Below are 24,176 nucleotides of genomic sequence, written 5' to 3' on the forward strand. Positions count from 1 at the left end.
TTCAGGATTCAGGTTTCGGAGGAGCAGCTTCCTTATTAGAGCCCTTTTTGGAGCGATGACGACGGATCAGCCATATCGCAATTGCCGCAATGAGGATCAGGCCCGCAACGGCTACATATATGATATGACGCAAATTGGGTACGTTGACGGATAACTTTAGCTCATTAGACTCTAAAGGAGCAATATCCCAACGTAGCGTTTTCCCGTCTGCCGATACACTGTCTGCATTGCTCGCAGCGGGCTGGATCGGTAAGGACAGGCTAAAATTAAGATCAAGCTGCCGCTCCAGTATTTTGCGTGCGAACACATTCATTTGCTCCAATTTGTCACTCAGTCCCCGAGCTTCTTCAGGAAGCATTCGTGGCAGATCGAGCTTCATCGTAAGATCAACATTCGTTGTGAAAAAATGTTGGGTCACAACGCGTTTAAATTCGAATCCCTCAGGCAGATTTAAACCCTGATTGGGATTTTTTTCGTTTGCACTCCAATCTCCTTGATAGTGCCCCTTGATTTGATAACCCTTTCTTCCCTGCTCAGCTAGTGGCTGAACATTTAGATTACTGCTTTGAATCCGCTTGGCCAAGCGATCCAGCAGCCCAGGATTATTCAGCATCAACAGCGTCTGATTGTTCACACTGAACGAAGCATCCATATCCACGCTCTGATCCAGATGAACATCTACATGGACATCCCCACGTGCACAGGAAGTGAGAGGGATCAGACAGCACAGCAACACAAAAATCAGCAGCATTTTCCGTGTTCGATTTTGTTGATGCTTGTCCTGGCAAGGGCCGCATTCTGTTTGCTCCATGATCTTCACCTTCTTTATATATGTTCTTTCATTTAACGATTGGATATCTTCTATATAGTACACATTCGGAGAGCTAAAATCGAACGAACTGACAGTATAAATAGATTTTTATATTTAAAATGTTTACCTAGGGAAACATTTTAGTGTATACTCTAAAAAATAGTATTAACAAAAAACAATTGACATCATGAAATAGTTTGTCCTATATGCATATAAATAGAGGAGGATATTGAAACATGAATAAACGGTTTAAGACGGCTGTGCCGCGTTGGGCTTTGATGGCAGGAACATTGTTCCTGGTTTTAGTTGTAGCAAGTGCATGCACTAATGGTAAGAAGGCGGAGCAGGAAGCTACTGGAGAGACGAGGCAAAAAATAAAGGCCACAGCTACCATTGGCATGATTTCTGATATTGTCGGCAAGGTAGGCGGTAATCATGTGGAGGTTACAGGCATTATGAGATCAGGTGTTGACCCGCATTTGTACAAGGCTTCTCAGGGTGATATGCGCAAACTGGATCAGGCAGATATTATTTTTTATAACGGGTTGCATCTGGAGGGAAAAATGCAAGATATTTTGGAAAAGATCGGCAAGCAAAAACCTGTCGTACCTGTGTCCAAAAATATTGCTCAGGATCAGTTGCGCTCAGGCAGCCCGGAAATGGGGTCGGAGCATGATCCGCATATCTGGTTTAATGTACAAAACTGGATGTCTGCGGTAGAAACCGTCAGAGACGAATTGTCGTCGCTTGATGCTGCGCATGCGGAGGATTATAAGGCCAATGCAGAAGCCTATCTCGCTGAGCTGCGGAAACTGGATGATTACACGAGGGAGCAGATTGCCAGCATACCGGAAGCCCAGCGCGTGCTCGTCACGGCCCATGATGCTTTTGGCTATTTCGGAGATGCATACAACATTCAAGTGAAAGGGCTTCAAGGAATGAGCACAGAATCAGAAGCGGGCTCTCAGGATGTGACCAAGCTGCGTGATTATTTGGTTGAACATAAAATCAAGGCCATATTCGTAGAATCCAGCGTTCCGAGAAAAGCCATAGATGCGGTCATTCAGGGAGCGGCTCAGCAGGGTCATACGATCAAGGTTGGCGGCGAGTTGTATTCGGATGCGATGGGTGAAGAGGGCACGGAAGACGGTACGTATATTGGAATGGTCAAGCATAACGTCAATACGATTGTTAAAGCTCTTAATTAAAGGAGGAGGCAACACATGAGGCATTCACCGCTTGTGGTTCGTGATTTATCTGTAGCTTATCAAAAAAAGCCCGTTTTGCTTGACGTTTCCTTCGAGGTACCGGAAGGCAAGCTGATTGGGATTATCGGTCCGAACGGGGCTGGGAAGTCCACGCTGATCAAGGCTGCGCTGGGACTAATACCGAAGCTCAGGGGCGAGGTGTTGGTTTACGGCAAGCCTTATAAACAGCAGTTGCTCAAGGTTGGTTATGTGCCGCAACGTGAGTCGGTAGATTGGGACTTTCCAACGAATGCGCTGGATGTGGTCATGATGGGACGATACGGCAGACTGGGCTGGTTCAAGCGGCCGGGAGCCGCTGATCGTCAGGCTGCGCTGGAGAGTCTGGATAAGGTAGGTATGAGCGACTATGCGGACAGGCAGATCAGTCAGTTATCCGGCGGGCAGCAGCAACGTGTTTTTTTGGCCAGAGCGCTTGCGCAGGACGCTCAGCTTTATTTTATGGATGAACCGTTTGTAGGTGTAGACGCTGCAACAGAAAAAGCCATTATTTCATTGCTCACTGACTTGAAGCGGCAAGGAAAAACCGTACTTGTCGTTCATCATGATTTGTCTACGGTCACAGAATATTTTGATCAGGTCATGCTGCTGAACGGGCATCTGATGGCGTTCGGAGAGACGGCAGCTATTTTCACCGAGGAAAATCTGCAACGTACGTATGGCGGACGTCTGAGTATACTCAAAACAGGTTCGGATTCCGGCGCGATACTTGGAGTGAGGTGAGCGGTATGACAAGTTTGGCTACGCTTTTGGCTGATCCGAATATGCAGTGGATTTTGCTGGGCTGCATCTTGCTCGGTTTAAGCAGCGGCGTGATTGGCAGCTTTATGTATTTGCGCAAGCAGTCGCTCATGGGGGATGCTTTGGCACATGCGGCTTTGCCGGGGGTATGTGTAGCGTTTATGATAACGGGCACAAAATCCGTGTTTGGATTTATGATTGGGGCGGCCATTGCAGGCATTGTTGCAACCTTTGCCATCAGTGTGCTGACCCGCTACTCACGAATCAAAAGCGATTCGGCGATTGCAGCCGTGCTGTCTGTATTTTTCGGTTTTGGCATTATGCTCTTGACGGAAATCCAGCACAGCGGGGCGGGGAACCAGAGCGGGCTGGATAAATTTCTGTTTGGTCAGGCAGCGGCGATGGTATTGTCTGATGTCTACACGATGGCGGCAATTTCGGTGGTGCTGATCGGGATCTGTATATTGTTCTTCAAGGAATTTAAGCTGCTTAGCTTTGATCCCGGCTTTGCCCGTGGACTTGGCTTTCCAGTAGGTTTATTGGATAAGCTGTTGATGCTGCTGATTGTTATTGCGGTGGTTGCTGGTATTCAGGCGGTGGGTGTCATTATGATGGCGGCCTTGTTAATAACACCCGCGGTGTCTGCAAGATACTGGACGGAGAAGCTGGGGGTCATGGTGTGTCTGTCGGGCTTGTTTGGCGCGATAGCGGGCTTCGGTGGAACGGTCATTAGCTCTCTTGGGCAAAATCTGCCCACAGGACCGTTGTGTGTGCTGTGCGCGACTGCCGTGTTCGGTGTGAGTCTGGTTTTTGCACCGCAGCGTGGGTTGATTTCCAAGGCTATCGTTCGGGTGAACGCCAAAAAGAATCTGGAGCTGGCAGCCGCAACACAGCCAGGAAAGGAGCGTGCCCTGTGAGTACATTTTATGTGATCTTGACTGGAATGTTAGTGGCAGGAGGATGCAGCATTGTCGGCTGCTTTCTCGTGCTTCGTAAAATGGCCATGATTGGTGATGCCATCAGCCATGCCGTGTTGCCGGGGATTGTCATTGCCTTTTTGATCAGCGGGTCCAAGGATTCGGTGTGGATGATGTTCGGTGCGGCGGTATTGGGACTCCTTACGGTGTATCTGATTCAGCTGTTCCAACAAAGTGGTCTGCAAAGTGATGCCGCCATTGGCGTGGTGTTTACGACACTGTTTGCCATAGGTGTTCTGCTGGTTAGTGTGTTTGCTTCCAATGTCCATCTGGATATGGATCACGTGCTATATGGTGAGATTGCATATGTGCCGTGGAATACATTGGAGATTGCCGGCGTAGATGTCGGTCCGAGAGCGCTTTGGATTACGGGTGCGATGTTTTTGATTAACTTGCTCGTGGTAGGTGTATTTTTCAAGCAATTTAAAATCACTTCCTTCGATCCCGCGCTGGCGGCTTCGGTAGGTATTCCGGTTGTTTTTTTTCACTATCTGCTGATGAGTCTCGTCTCGCTTACGACGGTGGCATCGTTTGAGAGCGTGGGTGCGATTCTGGTGGTCGGAATGCTCGTGGTACCGCCTCTTACGGCTTATCTGCTAACGGAGAAGTTATCCCGTATGATTGTGTACAGCGTCGGGCTTGGGGCGATCAGTTCGGTAGCAGGCTTTTACACGGCGAGTGTGCTGGATGCCTCTATTGCGGCATGTATGCTGTGTGTATCGGGTTTGCTGCTGCTGCTGGCCTTTCTCTTATCCCCGTCTCATGGGGTGGTGTGGCAAAAGTTGTTCCAGCAACGGGGAATGGTTCGTGAAGACAACAAGTAATTTGCAGAAAGCGATCACCCTATGAGCTTCCAAAATAGCGTGCAGACAGGTAGAAAATGCCTGAATGCGCGTTTTTTTGCGCGTATGCTGCCCTGTGTGACCTATTTTGAGCAAGCTGAAGTGGGTCGTCTTGAATTGTTGGGGACACGGGAGTACATTCATTACAGCGATACGAGAACGGACGGAACAATCTGTCACGTTGCGGGGAGGAATGAAATGGAGAGCTTTAAACGTAAATCGCCAGAGGAAATATTGGATTCCATTAACAAGCTGCATCGGGGCAGACTCAAAATATACATAGGAGCGGTCAGTGGGTCAGGCAAAACGTATCATATGCTTCAGGAAGGACAATCGCTTCAGCATGAAGGTATCGACGTTGTCATTTGTGCAGTATCGACCATGCAGCGGCGCGAGACGGTGGAGCAGGTAGGCACACTGGAGCGGGTGCCCAGCATCCATTGGATTCAGGATGGAGTGGAGCAGAAGGATTTGAATCTGAAAGCACTGGAGGAACGCAATCCCGAGGTGGTGCTGGTGGATCATTTGGCACATCGCAACCGGGAAGGTGCCCCATTTCCAACCCGGCTGGAGGATATTCAATATCTACTGGAGCTGGGGATTAGCGTCATTACGACGGTGAATGTCTATGAGCTGGAAGGGATTACGGAATGGGTTTATCAGCTAACAGGGATAGAGGCAGAGTATACGGTTCCTGTGGACACGCTGGAGCTGGCGGATGAAATTCGTTTGATTGATGTCACACCCGAAACGATTTTGGAACGGCTGGCGAAAGGGTACATGCATACGCCCAATCCTGAGATGTTTCATCGGGGGAATTTGGGTAAGCTGCGTGAGCTGGCTCTGCGATTGGTGGCGGAGGATGTGAACGATTCGCTGGAGCGGCATCGAGAGGAATTGGGTTTGCACGGGGCGTCAGGAGCCGCAGAGCGTATTTTGGTGCCTGTCCAGTATCACTGGAACGGGTCCATTTATGTACGCAGGGGGGAGCAGGTGGCCAAGCGGCTGGGCGGAGATATGCTGGTGGCCTCCTTTGTCGATCCGAAGCGCAAGCTGTCCAAGGAATCGGCAGCCTTCAAGCGGTCGATTGAGCAACTGGTTGACAAGGTAGGATCGGAATTTGAAGAAATCCCGCTCATTTCCCGCAGAAGATTGCCTCGTCAGCTTATCCATTATGCGGTGGCGCGTAATGTTACCCGGATCGTTATGGGGCATTCCCGGCAGACCCGGTGGCAGGAGCTGGTTAGAGGCTCGCTGGTGAACGGAATCTTTAAGCGGATGAAAAATATGGATCTGCTGCTTATTGCCGATCGCGCTGAGCAGGAGGGCGAACGTATTTTGCCGACGATGAGGCAGGAGGAAGGAGACAATGATCCGTATCATCGTCTGAGCGATGAGGAAGCGCAGGCTGAAGCTGCCAAAATCCGGCGCGGCAGGCTCAAGGTATATATTGGTGCTGCTCCCGGCGTCGGCAAGACGTACACGATGCTCAGAGAGGGAAATGATCTGCTGACAAGCGGGATTGATGTTGTTATCGGACTGCTGGAAACGCATGGAAGGGAGGAAACGCTGGCACAAGTAGGCTCGCTGGATACTGTTCCTCGTCAGACTATGGAGCGGCATGGCGTACATTTGGAGGAAATGGACACCGAAGCGATTCTCAGGCGCAATCCCGAGGTGGTCCTAATTGACGAACTGGCGCATACCAATGTTCCCGGCAGTTCAAGATCCAAGCGTTATGAGGATGTACTGACGATTTTGGAACAAGGGATTTCTGTCATTTCCACAATGAATGTACAGCATCTGGAGAGCCTGAATGACGCGGTTGAGCAGATTACCGGGATTCGGGTGAGGGAGACCGTTCCCGACCGTATGATGCGGCTGGCCGATGAGGTGCAGCTCATTGATGTGGCTCCCAAATCGTTGCAGCAGCGTATGCGTGATGGCAAAATATACGATCCTGTCAAGGTGGAGCAGGCACTTAGCCATTTTTTTAAATTAGGCAATCTGATTGCCTTGCGGGAGCTGGCTCTGCGGGAATTGGCAGATGACGTAGACGAACGGCTGGAATCGTGGGATCGACACGAATCGCTTAGAGGTCCGTGGCGTAGAGAGGAAGTAATCTTCGTAGGGGTGACGCTTAGTAACAACGCCGAAAGGCTGATTCGACGCGGGTTTCGTATTGCTTTTCGTTTGAAGGCGTTATGGATCGTGACCTATGTTCATGTAGGTATAAGCATACCGGAGAAGCTGAACTCCCGATTGGAACAGTTGAAAATGCTAACCCACCGTCTGGGAGGAACCTTCGAAATCCGGCTTGTTTCCAGTCGGGGAAAGATTGCTGATATATTGATTGCTCCGGTGGAAGGGTACACGGGAACGCAGTTAATTGTGGGGCAGTCCTCCAGAAGCAGCCGTTGGGGAAAGGATGCGGTCGTCCCGCAAATTCTCCGTCAAGCGCGTCATATGGATGTTTTGATCGTGGCGGACTATGACCCGGACATCAAGTTGGAGGAAGATCATTAAATCGCCCGATCCATTCATAAATAGTCAGATGTTGGTTTCCGGTTGTTCAGTGCTTCCATAGTATATTCTATCTCAAAGAATTGGAGGCGAATTTGAATATGTTTAAACATCGTCCGCGTCATTGTCATTTCCCTAAGCCAAGAAAACGCGTTACTAAGAAAATTATTAAGGTGACTGTCATTAAGTTTGAGCCTAAACGGCATCATCGGTTTCATGAAGACTTTGTAACAAGATGTCATCACCACCGGAAACATCGTCATCATCGTCACCATGACTGTCACCGTCATCACCACCACAAATTCTTCTAAGATTAAGGCCATGGAGGGGCGGGCTTGAATGCCCGCCTCTTGCTACATAAGGCTTGTGAAGAAATTCTAACATAAAAAATGCTTGCTCTAAAATAGGCGCTGTGCTATTCTACCAGTAAATAGATTGCACGTGACGGAAGCACCGTTCACCAACCGTATGTATGTACGGTTTGTTGAACGGTGCTTTTTTGCGTTGTTGTTTTGGGGGAGGGGATGAGCGTCATGATTCCGGTAAAAGTGGTTCTGGCTGTAGGCAGCCGGGATTATATCGAGCCACTGCTGAATTATGTACACGGAAGCGAGTACGCCAGAAGGCTGAGAGTTACGGCATTTTCGCAGCCGGAGGCATTTCGCCAATACATGATGGAAACGGCTGGAATGAAAAAGCCAGATGTCGTGGTGGGTGAAGCAGCCTTTTTGAGTCTGTGGACAGATCGAGAAGCTTCTGATATTCCTTGTCTGGTGCTACATGAGGGAGAGCAGGTGAGCGAATACGGACAACCTTTATTAAAATATCAGCCCTTGTCTGAACTGGTGGGCTTTATTTTGGAAACGGCGAGACAGCGGGCAAGCGGGCAGCAGAGCGGAAACAGCCGGGAAGGCGGAATGATTATTGGCATGGTTGCAGCCTCCGGCGGGCTGGGCAAGACAACGGCCGCGCTCAATATATCCAAGCAGTTGGGAAATGAAGGGTATTCGGTTTTTTATTTGAATTTGGAAACGGTGGATTCAAGTTCGTTGTTCACGGGTTCCGGCGGTTCTAGCGGAGCAGAAGGAGAGGGGCTGTCCAGACTGCTTTATGACCTCAAGGCAGCGGGGCATGAGGGAAATCCCTTATCTGTCGCTTCGTATTGTGTGCGCCGTTCTGAAATTCAGGCTGACACCTTTCAGCCTGTCGATAACCGCAAGGAACTGATGGACATGACCTGTGATGAGGCGGTAGAGCTGATTCGGACGATTGCCGAAAGCGGACAGTATGATGTCGTAATTGTAGATGGCGAGTCTGAAAATGGTGACCGGGCTCAAGCTGTGCTTAAAGCCAGCCATAAGCTGATTTGGTTGCTGGCTGACGATTTAATGAGCATGCACAAGTGTGGGCTATGGCTGGATGTTCTGGAAGCCACACAGCAGGAAGGACTTGAAGCCATACGAACCAAAACCCGCTTTGTGGTGAACCGTTATATGGGGACTATGATCAACTCGTTACCTCGGGATTTTATGGAGCTGAACGGGGCGCTGCCTTACATTCCTTCATGGAAGCAGATGCAGCATCGTGAGCTGCTGCTTAGTTCACCGATTTATCAGCGGGAAATTCGCCAGCTGTGCCGCGAGCTGCTGAATGTGGAAACTGTAACACAGCCGCCCGCCGCTTGGTCTTAAAGGGGGCCGATGAACATGAATGAAGAACGGTTTCGTGCATTACGAGCGGATATCCGGGGAGGCCTGGACGTCACGTCCTCGGTAGGGGATGCAGAGCTAGTGCGGCATATTGAAAATCGAATTTTGCATGACACAGAGCTGGCAGGTTTGACCTCCAGAGAAAAGCATGCGCTGGTCCGTAAAATTTTTAATTCCTTCCGTGGGCTGGATATCCTCCAGCCGTTGATTGATGATCCTACGGTTACGGAGATTATGATTAACAGTCACCGGGAAATTTTTGTGGAGCGGGCAGGTGAGGTGATCCAGGCACCCGATCAATTTGAATCCCGTGAGCGACTGGAGGATTTGATCCAGACGATTGTAGCCGGGGTGAACCGGATTGTGAATGAGTCTTCACCGATTGTCGACGCCCGATTAAAGGATGGATCACGCGTAAATATTGTGCTGCCGCCAGTCGCTCTCAAGGGGCCGACGATGACGATACGGAAGTTTCCCGAGCGTCCGATGACGATGGATGACTTGATACGAATGGGGGCGCTGGATGCAGAAGCCGCCCATATGCTCAAGGACTTGGTACGTAGCAAGTACAACATTTTTATAAGCGGGGGTACGGGTTCCGGTAAAACCACCTTTCTGAATGCATTATCCCAGTTTATCCCCCCATCGGAACGAATTATTACGATTGAAGATTCGGCAGAGCTGCAAATTGTAACCGTCCCTAATCTGGTTTCCATGGAAACACGGAATGCCAACACCGAGGGCAAGGGCGAAATCACGATTCGTGATCTGATCCGTTCCTCCCTGCGTATGCGTCCCAATCGCATTGTGGTGGGTGAGGTGAGGGGGAGTGAGGCCTTGGATATGTTACAGGCGATGAACACAGGACATGATGGGTCGTTATCGACGGGGCACGCGAATAATATCCGTGATATGGTCAGCAGATTGGAAACGATGGTACTGGGCGGGACTGATCTTCCGCTTGGTGTGGTACGACAGCAGATCAGCTCGGCCATTGATATATTCGTACATCTGTCACGATTGCGCGACAAATCCAGACGGGTGCTGGAAATTAGCGAGGTAACTGGCTTTGAAAATGGTGAAGTGATACTCAATCCGCTTTATCGTTTTCAGGAGCGGGGCGAAAGTAAAGGACGCATTGTCGGAGGTATGGAGCGTTGCGGGAAAGGTTTGCAACATACGTTGAAGCTACAAATGGCCGGGATGAAGCCGGAAAGCTGGAGTAGGGGGGAAGCGTCGGTATGAAGCAAGGAAAATCGGCTACGCAACTAGAGCAAGCATCCCGTCAGGCCACTTCCCTGCCGGACTATACGGTATATACACTGTCACCTGTGCAAAAAAGTCTGTGTATCCTCTTTAGTGGCGTGCTATTCGCGATGATCGGCTATCTTTTTTATCATCAATGGATATTGTCGTTGCTGTGCGCTGCTGGAGCTTTAGTGACGCCTCGTTATTTTCGTCAGTTTTTACTGCAACGGCGCAGGTCGGCTCTGAGCATTCAATTCAAGCAGGCTTTATATTCGCTCTCGTCTTCCCTTTCGGCGGGAAGGTCGGTGGAGAACGGCTTTCGTGAGGCCGTGGAGGATTTAAGGCTGCTTAGCCCGGATGGAGATCATGATCTGATTTTTGAATTTAACATTATTACAGCCTGCCTGGAAATTGGACAACCCGTGGAGACGGCTTTGCAGGATTTTGCTCATCGGGCGCAGATGGAGGATATTACGAATTTTGCGGACGTGTTTGCAGCTTGCAAACGAACCGGGGGTGATCTGGTGGAGGTCGTGCGACGGGCTTCAAGTGTCATTGGAGAGAAGCTGGAAATTCAGCAAGAGATCGGTGTGATGATCGCGCAGAAACGTTTTGAATCGAGAGTTATGTTTGCGGCGCCTTTTTTGTTTGTACTGTTTATGACAATGACTGCGGGAGATTACATGATGCCGTTATATAGCGGTACAGGTATGATTTTGTCTACCTTTTGCTTGCTGGTGCTTGGTGGCTGTCTCGTGTGGATCAACCACATTATGAAAATTGAGGTGTAAGGAGAGATGGGCGTGGTGATGCTGGTTTGTCTGGTCATGCTGGTTCTGCAAGTGGGAGGTTGGGTGGTGCTGAACCGGGTGCACGGTGCTAAGTATGCGAGCTTTCGTCATATGAAGCTGGAAGGACTGCGGCTGCAAAGGCTCTCGGTTCCTTTTGTACACATGATCCATGCTTCACGTGCCGCCCAAAGACTGCCTTTGCTGATGTTCAAGCTACAGCGCTCGGTACAAAAGCTGTACGGTATGCGCAACAGCGGGGAGAAAACGATGATTTTTTTAGCTGAGATGCTCAGCTACGGATACTTGATGACTATCGGTGGAGCTTTAATATCGCTCATGATGGGCGGGGATGCGACCGGGCTGGTGCTCGGATTAGGGCTGAGTATTCTGGTGCCTATCGCGTTGGTCAAGGATTTGCACGGGAAGGTACAGAAGCGGGATCAGCAAATTTTAATGGAGTTACCTGAATTGCTGAGTAAATTCATGCTTTTGGTCGGTGCAGGCGAGACGGTACAGCGGGCATTGCTTCATTGCGTGGAGCGCAAAGGGGCGGATACGGTACATCCGTTGTATCGGGAGCTGCGTCAGACGGTGGGGGAATGGGAAAGTGGCTATTCCTTTCAACAGGCATTTGAGCATTTGAGCAAGCGCTGCGGCATTCAGGAAATGACGGTGTTTACGACAACGGTGTTGCTGAATATGAGACGCGGCGGGAGCGATTTTGTGATGGCTTTACGTGAGTTGTCCCAGACGTTATGGAGCAAGCGGACTTCGATTAGCCGCACAAGAGGAGAGCAGGCTTCATCTAAGCTAGTATTTCCGATGGCGCTGATTTTGCTAACGGTTATTGTGCTGGTGGGTGCTCCCGCTTTAATGATGATGAATATGTAGGAGGAATAGAACGATGATGACATTAGTAACAGGCAGTATTCGTAAATTGTACAAGGATGAGGACGGTTTGGGTACGTTGGAAATGATTCTGATTATCGCGATTCTGATTGCGGTGGCGATTATTTTTAAGGATCAGATCAAGAAGATTGTAGAAGGTCTGTTGAAAAAAGCAGATAAAAAGAGTAACGACTTCATGGATTCATAATGCTGCGCAATTTGGCACACAAAGAGGAAGGGAGCTTCTCATTGGAAGCTTCCCTCGTCTTTCCCATACTGTTGCTGGTCATTTTTGTGATGTTATTTTTTTGCCTGTACATATATCAAAAATCCATCTTGGTGCAGGTCGCTTCTACTGCTTCGGAACGAGCCGCTTATAACTGGGATAACAGCTTCAAGGAACCGCGTACAGGCGCATTTGCCCAAGGCCAACGGGATTCGCTTTATTGGCGCTTGAAGGATGATGTGATGCTGGGTGCTTTGTTTGGGTGGGCTGGAGCCAATAATCAGGTAAGTGTACAGGTGCCTGGTGGCGGTGGGGGAGGCGATTTACCTGCTCAGAAGCTGTCCAATAGCGAGAAAGGCATGCCTGCTGGTATGCAAGGACAGATGACGTATGAGAACAGCCTGATCAGCCGCAAGGTGACGACGGAGCTGAATAAAATAGTGAAAGTGCCTTTGCTGAATCAGTTTCTGGATCAGACGGATTTGCAGGGGACCATGAGCTCAGGGGTAGTGGAGCCTGTGGAATGGATTCGCACGGTGGAGCTGGCTCGATATTATGGAGCAAAGTTTATGGGAAGAGGCTCAGGAGAAAAGGTAAACCCGGCAGTTGCAGGACAAGTATTGACGCAATATGGACAGAACGCTCAGTAAGAAGCGGGGGACGCGAATGGACTGGAAAGGAGGAAGCGGGTGTTTGGAAAAGGACGACGTAATGCAAAGGATGGCGAATCAGGTGCCGTCACGGTTTTTTTGATTCTGATTTTGGCGGTCATGTTCGGCTTTATTGCTGTTTTTATTGATTATGCACGAATTGCTGCGCTGCATGTGCAAACCGAACGGTTGACCCATGCGGCGGTTCGTTCAGTCATGTCTGCCTATGATCCGGCATTGCAACAGGATTACGGTCTGTTTGCCTATGGTGAGAGCAGCGGAGAACAAATTATGGTCAAAGTGCTGAATGACAGTGCCAAGCGTACGTCGCGGGCAGACACACTGCCGCTTATGAATACGAAGCTGGATTCAAGCTCTTTGCATATGGAAAGAGAGCTTGGTAAATATGCCATATTTAATGAGCAGATTCGTGAAGAAATGAAGTATAAAGCACCTGTCGATTTTACAGTGGAAGTGCTCGAAAAGCTGAAGCCGCTCTCTCAGAATATGAAAGAGGCTTCCCATACGGTTGATTTGCTGAAACGGCTGCAAAAGCTGTATGACAAACGCGAGGCCAGGCTGGATGACATGCTGGAAAAGCAGCGTGAGGCAGGAGCTTATATGGAAGAGGTTCGCAAACGGATTATTAAACAGAGGGGCGCGTATATCCCTAATCAGTATATTTGGGATTCCCTTGAGGTTGTTGCCGATATTGCCGCCCAATATAAGCATTATGTGCATGTGTATGAGGATAACAAGTTAAGTGTGGACGACGTTAAAATCATGCAGATGCAAGAATATGCGAGAAGGGCAAGATCGGCACTTGATCGCCTGAGTCAAGCCATGACTAAGATAGGGGAAGAGCATGACAAGCTACTTGTAGAGGCTAAGGAGCCGCTGAATGAAGCCAGGCAGATTAACGAAGAGATGCGTCAAGTCATTGCTCAATATAAACAGAGGGCTGCCAATGCAGGGTATGATGAAGTTTCCGCAGCCCCTACTCCGAGTGGAGGGAGCTCCAGTGCTGATCCGTCTGTAGGAAGCGCAAGGCAGAAGGCTGACGACTTATTGATTCCTGATAAGGAATTTGATCAGATGGAAGCGACTATAGAAAAGCAACGAACGGCTATTCATACGATTAACAACAGATTAACGAGTATGATCCGCACATTATCCTTTTATACAGATCCGAATCTCAATGCAGATATGTTCAGACAAGAAGTGATCTCAACGCTCAAGGAAATGGATAAATACTTAAATGCGTATGCCTGGTCAGGGCCTTCTAATGTACTTGATGATGAAGCCAGAGCAATGGACACGCGACGCGGGCCTGATAAAGAACGCAAGAAAATGGAAAAAGAGGCGAAGAACAAGCTTAAGCAAGCCTATCGGATCATTGAAATGCTTTCCAAAGGTACGCAAAGTGCCGGACAATTTCAAAAGCTGGAGCAGTATTACAATGAAAGTATTTCTTTTAACCAGTCTGCATCCAGCCCGTCTGTATCCGCTGATTTGTTCTATGACACCTATGATGCGGCAGGAGCTTCCATGGACAGTATGGATGGTCTATACGGGGCAGCATCCGGCTTGTTGACGCAACTGGGGGATGAATTTTTCCAGAATGAATATGCGCTCTCATACTTTAATCACGTGGATTTTAGTCGATTTGGCAGTTTAGCCGGATCAGGTGGAAGTGTGGGAAACGCATCGCAAATTTTGGGAGATCAACTGGAGTTGAATAATCAGGAGGTAGAGTACATCTTGTACGGGTTCCACAATCCGACGGGCAATCTGGCTTCCGCTTATGGTGAGATATTCGCCATGAGGCTGGCCATTCGTACGATGGAGGGATTGGTCAAAAATAGCTCCAAAGGCAATCCGTTGGTCGTTTTGGCGGCAGCTCTTCTATATGGGGTAGAGAAGGCGATCGAAGATATGATTATGCTAGCCCAGAAGGGGTATGTGCCTTTGTCTGATTTTCTTAAATTTCGAATGACGTACAAGGATCATTTGCGATTGTTCCTCATGATCCATAGCAATAATGAACGCAAAATGTCTCGCATGCTGGCCCTGATCCGCCTGAATACAGATGTCAATCCTGCTGAACGGCAAACGTATGCAAGGGGCGAGGTTAAGAACGGGATGCGGCTGTTGTTTTTACCTGGGGTGATGAAGATGCTGGGCACTGCCTCAGAGGAAGGCGAAAGCATTAAGGGAAGTGTGTACTATGTTACGAAAACAGCGCATTTTTCTTATTAATCGGTATTTACAGCGGATTGGTGGACGGAGTCACCGTGAACAAGGGAGTATCGTTTTAGAGGCGTCGCTGGTGTTGCCGTTGTTTCTGTTTTTTATTATTTTTCTGATTTATATGGTACAGATGACACTGGTATCTACGGCCTTGCAGACCACCGCTTCAGAAGCGGTCAAACAGGTTTCGGCTAAAATCTATCCGGTGTCTCTGGCTGTGGATGCAGCATCTGCGAAAATAGATGCGGTCCGCCAACCGCTGGATGAGCTACCCAAGTTATCTGTGAGTGAATATGCAAGCCAATTCGCTGCCCAACTGCCACCTCCCATCGGTGATTGGGTAGAAAGTGCTGTGCAGGGGGGCAAAAAGCCCATGGAGGAGCTACGAGGGCGCTTGACGGAAGCCGCGCTTGATCCTGCTCTAAAGCCGCTCTTAAAGCCTTTTATAGAGGATAGCATTCTGGAGTACGACCGTATACACGTAACGAGTGTGCATGTGCCGTCTCTTACGGGAACTAAGGACCCTTATTTTAGGGTGGAGCTGTCTTATGAGCTGCCGATGAAGGTTCCTTTTCTGTATCGTAGCATTGTGCTCCAAGCGGCGGCAGAGGAACGTCTTTGGATCGGGGATACGGGAGAGGGAGCAGGTACAGGTGATGCTTCAGCGGCTAAGGATGCCCAGGGTTCCATACAGTTGCTTGCCAAGCCTGAGCCTGCTGTGAAGGGTGTATATAATTTGATCAAGGCCAAGGTGGAACCCGGAACGTCTGCTAATCTTTCTGTACTTTATAAGTCGGGCCAAAGCACGGCTCAACACTTGGGCTGGACCTCTGCTGATGCGGACGGGATTATTGAATGGAACTGGTTTGTGGGAACAAACACGACACCCGGTCAATGGAGCTTTGTGATCGAAACGGAGGATGGACAACGTATCGAGGTTCCATTTTCGGTGGAGAAGACGGCGGAAGGATAGAGGAACACAGATGGATCACGATAGCACGGATGTATAGGCATAACGCGAGTAGATAGAGATAACAACGATGAAAAAGGTTTGGAACGCTTCATGCATATCATTAAGGGGGGAACTGCATTGACGTGGATGTATGTCGTATGTGGCGTTTTGCTGGCGATTGCGCTGGTCACGGATTTACGTAGTATGAAAATTCCTAACAAGCTTACGATGCCCGGCATGGCTGTGGGCTTGCTATTTAATACGGTGTTTGGGGGCTGGCATGGATTTTTATTTGCAGCCGCTGGACTGGGTACGGGATTTGGCTTCATGTTGATTCTGTACTGGATGGGAGCTGTAGGTGCAGGCGATGTGAAGCTGTTTGGCTTGATCGGAGCATGGACGGGGGCTGCTTTTGCATGGCAATCGGCTCTATATTCGATTTTTTTCGCGGGTATTATTGGCTTGGTGATCCTGCTGTGGAGACGGGAAACCATGATGAGACTGCGGCGTGTGGCTTTTAATTTGGGAGGATTTTTTCTGTTTCGCAGCGGCAAGGCGCTGACGAGCGGAAGGGAAGCACATCTTAGGTTTCCGTTTATGACTGCCGTCATTCCGGGAGCGATCAGCGCTTATCTTTACTTTTTGCCATGACAGGTTCGGTTAGGTAGATAGCATGGCACTCATGGAGATCGGGAAAATGCTAAGGAGGTCATGAATTGTTTGGTTTAAGCAGGGATTTTGCCCGCAACGGCGGGACATTTATGATTTTGAACAAGGAAGGCGGGCTTAAGACCGATGATTTAAATTCCGTGCAGACCGGAATGATGACTGGCAATCGGATTCCCGGTCTTCTGGAGCTAAGAATCAAGGAAGTTGATTTTCAGGTGGAGCTGCACTACGATATTTCGGGTCAACGTATGCTGTCGCAGGTATGGAAGGGAGGGGGAGTGTCGACTCCCGATTTCTATCGGATTCTTTTTGCAGTAGTGGATGCTCTCCATCGTAGCCCACAGTATATGCTGGATATGCGCCAATTTATTTTTCATGAGGATTATATTTTTATTAGCGGTTCAGGCTCAAGGGAAAACGTCAGTTTAACCTATGTCCCTTTGCAGGGTGTACTGGATGAAAGTCAGGCTGGGAGCCAATTTAAGCAATTGGTTATACGCTTGATGACACGTGTGGTTCATTTTCAAGGGGACCATATGCAGCGCATATTTGAACTGTGCGACAGGAATGAATTTGATCCGAGAGCGTTGAAGGAGCTGTTGCTGCAAGGGATGACGGTCGGCGCAGACAGCGTTAGCGTTCAAGGTGAAGATGGAGAAGGACGCAGCAGAGATACCCGTGTTCGAATGGGAGTTCAAGGAGAGCGTGATGGATTGCATTCAACAGATGCATACGGAAAATCTTTTCCGTATGCTGATCAATCCTTATCCGGTCATTCGTCAACGCGTGGACATTCAGGGCGTGGTGGGATGTACGGGCAAGAGGATCAGGATACGCTTCAGGAGATTCAGGAGCTTAAGCGGATCAATCGACTCAAGCCGTCCGTGAAGACCCAGGAGAATGATGAGGCAGATGTAGAAATAGAAGTAACGGAACCTGCATTGCAGAAATACAAAATGTACATTGCTTTAGGTTGTCTTCTCGCTTCAGCCATCGTGTGGCGCTATATTTATCTGGACCATCCAGATACGGTGCCGCTGGCTATTTCCGTTGTGCTGACCTTGGTACTCGTAGCCGTTGCTTATATGAGCTGGACAGGAAAATGGGGACGCAAGGGTACTTCATCTCTTACCTATGCTGATTCAGTCCCTGTGCTGGATTCGGAATGGCTTGGCGCAGCTTCTCCTGCACAGCGGAAAAATGACCGTTATCAGGTTGATAAGCTAACAGGATTCGTAGCAGGACGTCAGAATAAGGATAAGCGCTCTTCCAATCCAAGTGATCAAGGACAGGAAAGCTGGCGATGGTCATTTCCTGACCCAGAGTCTGAAAATGTGGGTAGCCGGGATGCGGGAGAAAAAGGTAAAGCTTCTGCACTTCACGACTTGCACGAGTCGCAGGGGATAGGTGCGGATCGTAGAAATGATTTAGAGGCCAGTGATACCAGCGAGGCATATTATAAGTCTTTGTCTGGTGTTACGGAGCTGCTAAATGCTACATCGAGGCAGGAAACGGTGCTGCTTCGTGCAGATCAAGGGGTACATATTCCACACGTTCAGCAATCACCGATTGCTTGTCTGGAGCGCAAGCCACCGGGAAGTGGAGCTGCCGAGCTCATCCGCTTGCAGCCGGATCAATTTGTTGCAGACAGCTTCTTCATCGGAAGAGACCCGCAATTGGTTCAGTTTGTAGAGCATACGGAGGGAGCGTCCCGTTCTCATATTGAGCTTTGTATAAATGCAGAAGGACAAGGTCACATCATCAAGGATTTGTCCTCGACGAACGGAACTGTTCTGAACGGAGAGCCGATGGTGCCTTACAAGGAGTATGCAATGAAGGATGGAGACAATTTTAAAATAGCCGGAGTTTCCTATACTTATCGACTGGAATTTTTTAAAGCTTCCGCCAACGCCTCTTGAGTGAAATAGATTGATATGTATAAAGAAGAAGCCTATTAATGTTATGGGCTTCTTTTGCATTTTGATAGATAGGAGGTTATTCCGTTTCCATTTGAACAACGTCAAATAATTCCCCTAAAGTAATTCCTAAATATCCACAAATATTGGCTATAATAGGTGAGTACTCACTCGTCAAGCAGTTGCGGACGATCTGAATTTGCTGGCCAAGTTTGTATAGAAGTGGAGGCGCCTTGGACTGAATTGACACCCTTGCCCGTAATTTGATTGAACGGAAATTCTCTGGCAAAGCCGTTCTTCATATAGGTTGATTGTCTCAGTTTACAATAATAAGCCAGATATATAAATGGATCTGAGAGCAGCAGAACCCCTAACTCGTCTCGAGTAAGGAGTTCTGCTGCTTTTCTTCTAAACAACTAAGGTACGCTTATTTCTTTACTTCCTTTACTCTCCAATTAAGCATAAAAGAAATTCTCACTGAACAAGTTTTATATAATAAATACACTACTTATTCATATATCTGTTAAGAAACACATGAGTTCAGATTGGAATTTTTTCGCAGTAAAGCTACACTCACGATTTTTATGAATTATTAAACCATGCGTAAAGCTTATTTGGGAATCAAATGGAAGAATATTTAGTTTCCCAGTCTTTAGTTCGTTGTTAACCGCTATTTCAGGGACTAAGGCAAAACCTTTTCCACAGCTTACATATTGTTTGATCATCTCAAGACTAGGTAACTCTATTGCATCTTTAACCATAATACCGGCATTTTTCAAAACATCTATAGCAGACGTATGATACAAACAAGATGTGCCACTACTAATAAAAAGTTGGTCATTTAGAATCCGAACTCCCTCATTGCTCACTTTCTGAGCTATATCCTCAGATGCAACAAAAACGATCGTTTCTTCTATAATTGGATAAAAAATAATATCATGGCGACTCGGGTTTTGAGGAACAATTCCAAAATCCAACTCATAATCTAGTACACCTTTTAGAATATCCTGATGTGCTCCTTGTTCTATACGCAAATTTACGCTTGGATAGTTTCTTGTGTATTCCTGAACAAAGGGAAGCATCCGTGTAAGAAAGAAAGATTCTTGTGTTCTGATACGTACTGTTCCGCATGGCTGATCTAGTTCATCCATACTTTCTTTAAGAGATTGACTTAAGTGAACATACTGATAAGCATATTTGGAGAATACTTTTCCTGCTTCCGTAAGTTCTATCCCTCTTGGATATCGATGAAACAATTTTTGTCCACAAATTTTTTCCAACTGTTGGATATGAGTTGTTACTGTGGATTGAACATAACCTAAACGATCTGCAGCTCGACTGAAGCTTTTTTCTTCAAGTGAGGCAATAAACGCCAGAAAAAAACGACCTTCTAATGAATTTATCACATCGATCACCTTTCTGTATTTCAATTCGAAATAATAGACATTTGATTTATTCGTTAGTCAAATATGTATTTGTATTATACGATAACCCTAGTTCAAAACCAATTACCATAACATCATAATTCACAGAACCATCGTGATGTTGGTTAGAAAGAAACTCTACAGAGCATCTTAATATTAATAAAAATATCACAAGGAGATGTACAAAATGAAGATTAGTTATCATCAGCAAAAGGTTGGAGATGTTGAAGTTTTTTATCGTGAGGCCGGCCCTAAAGATGGTCAAGTTATTTTATTATTACACGGGTTTCCATCTTCAAGTCATATGTTCCGTGACCTAATTCCTAAACTGGCAGAACAATACCGTGTCATTGCTCCCGATCTGGCTGGGTTCGGTCATACAATAACTCCGCCGCGCAGTCAATTTAACTTCACATTTAACAGCCTGTTCCAAGTTATTGAAGGCTTTACTGAAGCACTGTCTCTCAAACAGTATGTACTTTATGTATTTGATTATGGTGCACCTGTTGGTTATCGTTTGGCGGTTGCTCATCCTGAAAGAATTCAAGCAATTATTAGTCAGAATGGGAACGCCTATATTGAGGGATTTAGTGACGAGTGGGGATCCTGGGAAACTTATTGGCACTCTCCAACACCTGAAAATCGTGAAGCATGTCGCGATTCCTTGACTCCTGAGACCATTCGAAACTTTCAGTATTTACATGGAGCTGATGCCAGCCTTGTTTCACCAGATGGGTATTCTCTAGATATTGCTTTCATGTCGCGTCCAGAAGCTGAAGAAATCCAACTGGACTTGATCCTTGATTATAGAACAAATGTGGATCGTTATCCTGACTTTCAGGCTTATTTCCGTAAGTATCAACCTAAACTCTTAGCCGTATGGGGTAAAAATGACCCTGCCTTCCTCCCTGCTGGAGCTGAAGCGTATAAGCGTGATATTCCATCTGCGGAAGTCCATTTACTTGATACAGGGCATTTTGCTCTCGAAACACATGCTAAAGAGATCAGTGAGCTTATTCAACAATTCTTAAGGAATGATAAAAAGAATAACCTCAATGAACCGATTGATACTACTACATTCTAATTGCTCGGTTCTTAGAAAAACTCCCATCATAATAGGCATAGAAAAATTTTGTTTTTCTACTGCCTACTGTGATGGAAGCATGTACACGATCATTATCGATGTTACTTTAAACTTCATCACTTGAGGAATAATAAGCATGTGCATGGTGATGACTAATCTGGATATAAAAACCCTTCATCAATACAATGTCAACGTAAAAAAACTCAAATGCTTACTTGCTATCTTTAATAAGTCTACAGAAATAAGCTCTTATTGTGCATACAGTATTAAGGGTGGTTGAACTTGATCACAAGGATAATCCATTTATTTCGGAATGTTACTTTTAATTTTAACGGTCATCTTATTTAGTTATTGTAACTACGCTAACCCGCCTGTAAGTTGAAACAAAAGCAGCTGATGCATTGATCAGCTGCTTTCTTGGTATTATTAAGCTTTCTCTATTGGAATTATCCTATTAAAGTGGAATGCTTCAGTATGCGTAGTTAATTTATATGTTCTACATTCTAGAGCACTGGACTACGTACAGTCCAGCTACCTTATAATACTTGAAACAATAAGACACTTAAATAAGAAGTAATCAATTATCTCCATGAATTGTAGTTGTATAGCTCCAGTTACCAATGTCTTACCCATTTGCTCGTATTGTCATTTCATGAATCTCAGTAAAACCGTTTTTTCTGTAAAAGCTCCGGTTATCTTCAGCATTTGTATTAAAAGTGATCAAGCCACCACCATGGCTAGCAATATACGGCTTGATGCATTCATTTAACATCTTACCTCCTAATCCTTTTCCTTTGAACGAATTAGAAACTGCTATATAGATTGAACTCGTAAATTATGAGCCACCAAAATGGGTAAAGATTTAGTAATAACCCGGTAAAGGTGGCGATCCCAATGACAACGCAACACGAAATCGAACAACTCACAGAGGCCATGAAGAACACACAAAGCACCCGAATGTATGAGAGATATCTGGCTGTTCGCTTACATCTGGAAGGCCGGACGCTTTCTGAAATCTCTGCGATTCTTGGTCGCTCGTTTCCTGCTATCAGTGGACACTGGAAAAGCTATCGGGAACAGGGATTACAGGGGCTAGAGTTCAAGAATTACCCCGGTGGACTGAAAAAACTTACACCAGCTCAGGAAGAACAACTAAAGACAATGATAACTGAAAAGAAACCTGTAGACGTTGGTTTTGAGGCCAAATTCACCTGGACCTTACAGCTTATTTGCACTTGGATTCATCGAGAGTTTAGTCAGACGTACACCCTAAAAGGAGCCTCGAAATGGTTGAATCGTCTGGGGTTCAGCTACACAAAGGCCACCTATACCTTAGCGCGAGCGGATGTGGAGGAACAGCAACAGTTTCAGGACGTGACCTTATCCGAACTCAAGGATCAACTGGATCGGGGAGACATCGACCATTTGCTATTTGAAGACGAGTCTTCCATTCGAGCCTATATGGCCTTGCAATACAACTGGTTTCCGAAAGGTCAACAACGGGAAATTCCCACCTATGGACAACATCAGGGAGCTAAATTGTTTGCGGCCATCAACTACGAAACCGGGTATGTCACACACCGTGAAGAAGAACTGGATGCTCAGGCTTTTGAACGCTTTTTAAAGGATATCCTGAAGACGTACACAGGAAATCTCGTCATCGTCCTGGATAACGCACGCGTTCATCATGCCAAAGCCATTCAACCTTTCTTGAGAAAGAATCCAAGGCTGCAATTTGTCTATTTGCCCAAATATAGTCCGGAACTCAATCCCGTAGAAGGACTGTGGAAGTGGCTCAAGCACGATGTTGTGAACAATGTATTTTTCCAGAAGTTTTATGTCATCCGCTCTCACGTGACAAAATTTATGAATCATATTAACCGTGTTCCTCAAATTATAATTGACCGCCTGCTTCTTCAGGTATAAAGTTTTTCAGTTCAATCTATATAGCAATGAAGTTGAAAGGCGTGAATTATCCATTCCCTGATTATTCACTAATTTATATATCGTTCCGATTCTCTCACCGGTATCTTTTGAGAGTTTATAAGGTGTAATATTCTGTTCTTTAAGTATTCTTTCTAAGTTACAGGTTAATAGGAATTTAATCTTCATGACAATGGATAGCCTCCAAGAATATTTTGAAAGGCAGAATCTTGAGGCTGTACGTGAATCTGATGTTTTGATTATCACGCATTCACGTTATAAAAAGTTGTGTGAAGACGATGAACTAAGGCGATGGTTCACAGAGGGCAGAATATTAAAATTTAATCCATTTATACCAAAAAAATCATTGGAAACAATTGACTTTTTCCAATTGTATACCGATAATATTAATAAGGGGTTATTGCTGTTCTACTAGAAAACGGTATCCTTTTTGAAAATAGGTCTTTATGCTCGGACAGCAATTCATACCACCTTAATAATATTTTTTGGAGGTAAAAAAGTATGAGCATGAAAAAACGTTTAGGTGCAATGTTACTGGCGGTATCCATGAGTGCCGCAATGTCCGTGACTGCATTTGCAGCGGAGCCGAATGTTAAGGTATCCACCAATGTGGCTGGTGAAACTGTCTATACACAGACAGTGGATGTACAGTTAAGTGCCGCTCCCAATGCTTCCAGCAGCAGTAGAACAGTGAGCGCAGGCAAAAGCCTAGGGTTGGCATTAGCCCCCGGCAAAAGCGGTTATTCCGATCCGGTTAGCTTCCGGTTTACGTCATTGCCTCTTAATGCCAAGGTAAAGTCGATTGAGATTGACCCAGGAAGAGGAATTATCAACAACAACAATAGAAATATGCTGGGGGCGGTTGTTTTTTCTCAGTTGAATGTATCCTCTCCTAGCGGCAAATCTGCTACTATCGCATGGAAGCCCAGTGGAATGACTGAGAGAGCAAGTTTTCTAGATCAGGAAGCACGTGGTACATGGACAGCACAGGTCTTTGGAACAAACATTGCAAGTTCTACCGGAGATAGATGGTTCGGCAGCCTTTCTTATAAATCTGTTGAAATGACTATTTCCTACGTTTTGGAATAATCCGTTAGGTTAGGGCGGGGTAATCTCTTTGGATTGCCCCGCTTCATTTTTTCTGTCATTCATCTTTACTTTTCCCAAAAAACTGACAATGAATTGTGGCAAGGATCTGCTCTCGACAACGGAACTGTTCTGAATGGAGAGGCGATGGTGCCATACAAGGAGTACATCCTGAATGAT

Annotated in this window: 22 protein-coding genes; 18 read left to right on the forward strand and 4 right to left on the reverse strand. The window is 46.8% G+C overall.

Annotation, left to right across the window (positions count from 1 at the left end; all coding sequences use genetic code 11):
- Nucleotide 1: 1 nt before the first annotated feature.
- A complete protein-coding gene (locus HPL003_RS14310; RefSeq protein ID WP_014280390.1) occupies nucleotides 2-811 on the reverse strand; it encodes a DUF3153 domain-containing protein in 810 nt (269 codons plus the stop codon).
- Between the two features lie 236 nt (nucleotides 812-1,047).
- Here HPL003_RS14310 and HPL003_RS14315 point away from each other — a divergent pair, with 236 nt between their 5' ends.
- The 15 genes from HPL003_RS14315 (at nucleotide 1,048) to HPL003_RS14390 (ending at nucleotide 18,461) form a co-directional block, all read left to right on the forward strand.
- The gene (locus HPL003_RS14315; RefSeq protein ID WP_014280391.1) at nucleotides 1,048-2,019 is read left to right on the forward strand and encodes a metal ABC transporter solute-binding protein, Zn/Mn family; all 972 of its coding nucleotides are present in this window, start codon (nucleotides 1,048-1,050) and stop codon (nucleotides 2,017-2,019) included.
- 15 nt (nucleotides 2,020-2,034) lie between these two features.
- Nucleotides 2,035-2,799, forward strand: a complete 765-nt coding sequence (locus HPL003_RS14320) for a metal ABC transporter ATP-binding protein (RefSeq protein WP_014280392.1) — start codon at nucleotides 2,035-2,037, stop codon at nucleotides 2,797-2,799.
- 5 nt (nucleotides 2,800-2,804) lie between these two features.
- Nucleotides 2,805-3,734, forward strand: a complete 930-nt coding sequence (locus HPL003_RS14325; RefSeq protein WP_014280393.1) for a metal ABC transporter permease — start codon at nucleotides 2,805-2,807, stop codon at nucleotides 3,732-3,734.
- Complete coding sequence (locus HPL003_RS14330; protein WP_014280394.1) at nucleotides 3,731-4,618, forward strand: metal ABC transporter permease; 888 nt, start codon at nucleotides 3,731-3,733, stop codon at nucleotides 4,616-4,618. Before HPL003_RS14325 ends, HPL003_RS14330 begins: the two co-directional genes overlap by 4 nt.
- A 216-nt stretch (nucleotides 4,619-4,834) precedes the next feature.
- A complete protein-coding gene (locus tag HPL003_RS14335) occupies nucleotides 4,835-7,162 on the forward strand; it encodes a histidine kinase (protein ID WP_043922707.1) in 2,328 nt (775 codons plus the stop codon).
- A 530-nt stretch (nucleotides 7,163-7,692) separates the two neighbouring features.
- Nucleotides 7,693-8,850 carry a P-loop NTPase family protein gene (locus tag HPL003_RS14345; RefSeq protein ID WP_014280397.1) on the forward strand — a complete coding sequence of 386 codons (1,158 nt, stop codon included), beginning with the start codon at nucleotides 7,693-7,695 and terminating at the stop codon, nucleotides 8,848-8,850.
- A 15-nt stretch (nucleotides 8,851-8,865) separates the two neighbouring features.
- Nucleotides 8,866-10,113, forward strand: coding sequence for a TadA family conjugal transfer-associated ATPase (locus HPL003_RS14350; RefSeq protein ID WP_014280398.1), 1,248 nt, complete (start codon nucleotides 8,866-8,868; stop codon nucleotides 10,111-10,113).
- The gene (locus tag HPL003_RS14355) at nucleotides 10,110-10,907 is read left to right on the forward strand and encodes a type II secretion system F family protein (RefSeq protein WP_014280399.1); all 798 of its coding nucleotides are present in this window, start codon (nucleotides 10,110-10,112) and stop codon (nucleotides 10,905-10,907) included. The genes HPL003_RS14350 and HPL003_RS14355 overlap by 4 nt, the downstream gene beginning before the upstream one ends.
- A 6-nt stretch (nucleotides 10,908-10,913) precedes the next feature.
- Entirely contained in the window at nucleotides 10,914-11,798 is an 885-nt protein-coding gene (locus HPL003_RS14360; RefSeq protein WP_014280400.1) for a type II secretion system F family protein, read from the forward strand.
- 13 nt (nucleotides 11,799-11,811) lie between these two features.
- Nucleotides 11,812-12,003 (forward strand): Flp1 family type IVb pilin, encoded by a 192-nt coding sequence (locus tag HPL003_RS14365; RefSeq protein WP_013309278.1) that lies wholly within the window; start codon nucleotides 11,812-11,814, stop codon nucleotides 12,001-12,003.
- Nucleotides 12,003-12,671: a TadE family protein gene (locus HPL003_RS14370; protein WP_014280401.1), complete on the forward strand. Its 669-nt coding sequence runs from the start codon at nucleotides 12,003-12,005 to the stop codon at nucleotides 12,669-12,671. The genes HPL003_RS14365 and HPL003_RS14370 overlap by 1 nt, the downstream gene beginning before the upstream one ends.
- A gap of 39 nt (nucleotides 12,672-12,710) precedes the next feature.
- Nucleotides 12,711-14,930: a hypothetical protein gene (locus HPL003_RS14375; protein WP_014280402.1), complete on the forward strand. Its 2,220-nt coding sequence runs from the start codon at nucleotides 12,711-12,713 to the stop codon at nucleotides 14,928-14,930.
- Entirely contained in the window at nucleotides 14,899-15,894 is a 996-nt protein-coding gene (locus HPL003_RS14380) for a TadE/TadG family type IV pilus assembly protein (RefSeq protein WP_014280403.1), read from the forward strand. Before HPL003_RS14375 ends, HPL003_RS14380 begins: the two co-directional genes overlap by 32 nt.
- A gap of 117 nt (nucleotides 15,895-16,011) precedes the next feature.
- On the forward strand, nucleotides 16,012-16,524 hold the full coding sequence (locus tag HPL003_RS14385) for an A24 family peptidase (protein ID WP_014280404.1): 513 nt from the start codon (nucleotides 16,012-16,014) through the stop codon (nucleotides 16,522-16,524).
- A gap of 65 nt (nucleotides 16,525-16,589) precedes the next feature.
- Nucleotides 16,590-18,461, forward strand: coding sequence for a DUF6382 domain-containing protein (locus tag HPL003_RS14390; RefSeq protein WP_014280405.1), 1,872 nt, complete (start codon nucleotides 16,590-16,592; stop codon nucleotides 18,459-18,461).
- Between the two features lie 509 nt (nucleotides 18,462-18,970).
- Here HPL003_RS14390 and HPL003_RS14395 read toward each other — a convergent pair.
- Nucleotides 18,971-19,864, reverse strand: a complete 894-nt coding sequence (locus HPL003_RS14395) for a LysR family transcriptional regulator (RefSeq protein WP_014280406.1) — start codon at nucleotides 19,862-19,864, stop codon at nucleotides 18,971-18,973.
- Between the two features lie 205 nt (nucleotides 19,865-20,069).
- Here HPL003_RS14395 and HPL003_RS14400 point away from each other — a divergent pair, with 205 nt between their 5' ends.
- Entirely contained in the window at nucleotides 20,070-20,966 is an 897-nt protein-coding gene (locus tag HPL003_RS14400) for an alpha/beta fold hydrolase (protein WP_014280407.1), read from the forward strand.
- A 625-nt stretch (nucleotides 20,967-21,591) separates the two neighbouring features.
- Here the strand turns inward: HPL003_RS14400 and HPL003_RS30530 are convergent.
- Nucleotides 21,592-21,789, reverse strand: coding sequence for a GNAT family N-acetyltransferase (locus tag HPL003_RS30530; RefSeq protein WP_081473718.1), 198 nt, complete (start codon nucleotides 21,787-21,789; stop codon nucleotides 21,592-21,594).
- Nucleotides 21,790-21,860: 71 nt separating this feature from the next.
- Here HPL003_RS30530 and HPL003_RS14410 point away from each other — a divergent pair, with 71 nt between their 5' ends.
- On the forward strand, nucleotides 21,861-22,892 hold the full coding sequence (locus HPL003_RS14410; RefSeq protein WP_014280409.1) for an IS630 family transposase: 1,032 nt from the start codon (nucleotides 21,861-21,863) through the stop codon (nucleotides 22,890-22,892).
- A gap of 6 nt (nucleotides 22,893-22,898) precedes the next feature.
- Here the strand turns inward: HPL003_RS14410 and HPL003_RS30340 are convergent, their stop codons facing one another.
- Nucleotides 22,899-23,078, reverse strand: a complete 180-nt coding sequence (locus tag HPL003_RS30340; RefSeq protein WP_014280410.1) for a helix-turn-helix domain-containing protein — start codon at nucleotides 23,076-23,078, stop codon at nucleotides 22,899-22,901.
- Between the two features lie 333 nt (nucleotides 23,079-23,411).
- Here HPL003_RS30340 and HPL003_RS14425 point away from each other — a divergent pair, with 333 nt between their 5' ends.
- Nucleotides 23,412-23,999, forward strand: a complete 588-nt coding sequence (locus tag HPL003_RS14425; protein WP_014280412.1) for a hypothetical protein — start codon at nucleotides 23,412-23,414, stop codon at nucleotides 23,997-23,999.
- Nucleotides 24,000-24,176 lie beyond the last annotated feature (177 nt).

Origin of the sequence: Paenibacillus terrae HPL-003 (genome assembly GCF_000235585.1) — a bacterium.
Classification (GTDB): Bacteria; Bacillota; Bacilli; order Paenibacillales; family Paenibacillaceae; genus Paenibacillus; species Paenibacillus terrae_B.

Coding starts and splice junctions, on each gene's coding strand:
- HPL003_RS14310 (WP_014280390.1), bottom strand. CDS start 811: ATGGAGCAAACAGAATGCGGCCCTTGCCAGGACAAGCATCAACAAAAT.
- HPL003_RS14315 (WP_014280391.1), top strand. CDS start 1,048: ATGAATAAACGGTTTAAGACGGCTGTGCCGCGTTGGGCTTTGATGGCA.
- HPL003_RS14320 (WP_014280392.1), top strand. CDS start 2,035: ATGAGGCATTCACCGCTTGTGGTTCGTGATTTATCTGTAGCTTATCAA.
- HPL003_RS14325 (WP_014280393.1), top strand. CDS start 2,805: ATGACAAGTTTGGCTACGCTTTTGGCTGATCCGAATATGCAGTGGATT.
- HPL003_RS14335 (WP_043922707.1), top strand. CDS start 4,835: ATGGAGAGCTTTAAACGTAAATCGCCAGAGGAAATATTGGATTCCATT.
- HPL003_RS14345 (WP_014280397.1), top strand. CDS start 7,693: ATGATTCCGGTAAAAGTGGTTCTGGCTGTAGGCAGCCGGGATTATATC.
- HPL003_RS14350 (WP_014280398.1), top strand. CDS start 8,866: ATGAATGAAGAACGGTTTCGTGCATTACGAGCGGATATCCGGGGAGGC.
- HPL003_RS14355 (WP_014280399.1), top strand. CDS start 10,110: ATGAAGCAAGGAAAATCGGCTACGCAACTAGAGCAAGCATCCCGTCAG.
- HPL003_RS14360 (WP_014280400.1), top strand. CDS start 10,914: ATGGGCGTGGTGATGCTGGTTTGTCTGGTCATGCTGGTTCTGCAAGTG.
- HPL003_RS14365 (WP_013309278.1), top strand. CDS start 11,812: ATGATGACATTAGTAACAGGCAGTATTCGTAAATTGTACAAGGATGAG.
- HPL003_RS14370 (WP_014280401.1), top strand. CDS start 12,003: ATGCTGCGCAATTTGGCACACAAAGAGGAAGGGAGCTTCTCATTGGAA.
- HPL003_RS14380 (WP_014280403.1), top strand. CDS start 14,899: ATGTTACGAAAACAGCGCATTTTTCTTATTAATCGGTATTTACAGCGG.
- HPL003_RS14400 (WP_014280407.1), top strand. CDS start 20,070: ATGAAGATTAGTTATCATCAGCAAAAGGTTGGAGATGTTGAAGTTTTT.
- HPL003_RS14410 (WP_014280409.1), top strand. CDS start 21,861: ATGACAACGCAACACGAAATCGAACAACTCACAGAGGCCATGAAGAAC.
- HPL003_RS30340 (WP_014280410.1), bottom strand. CDS start 23,078: ATGAAGATTAAATTCCTATTAACCTGTAACTTAGAAAGAATACTTAAA.
- HPL003_RS14425 (WP_014280412.1), top strand. CDS start 23,412: ATGAGCATGAAAAAACGTTTAGGTGCAATGTTACTGGCGGTATCCATG.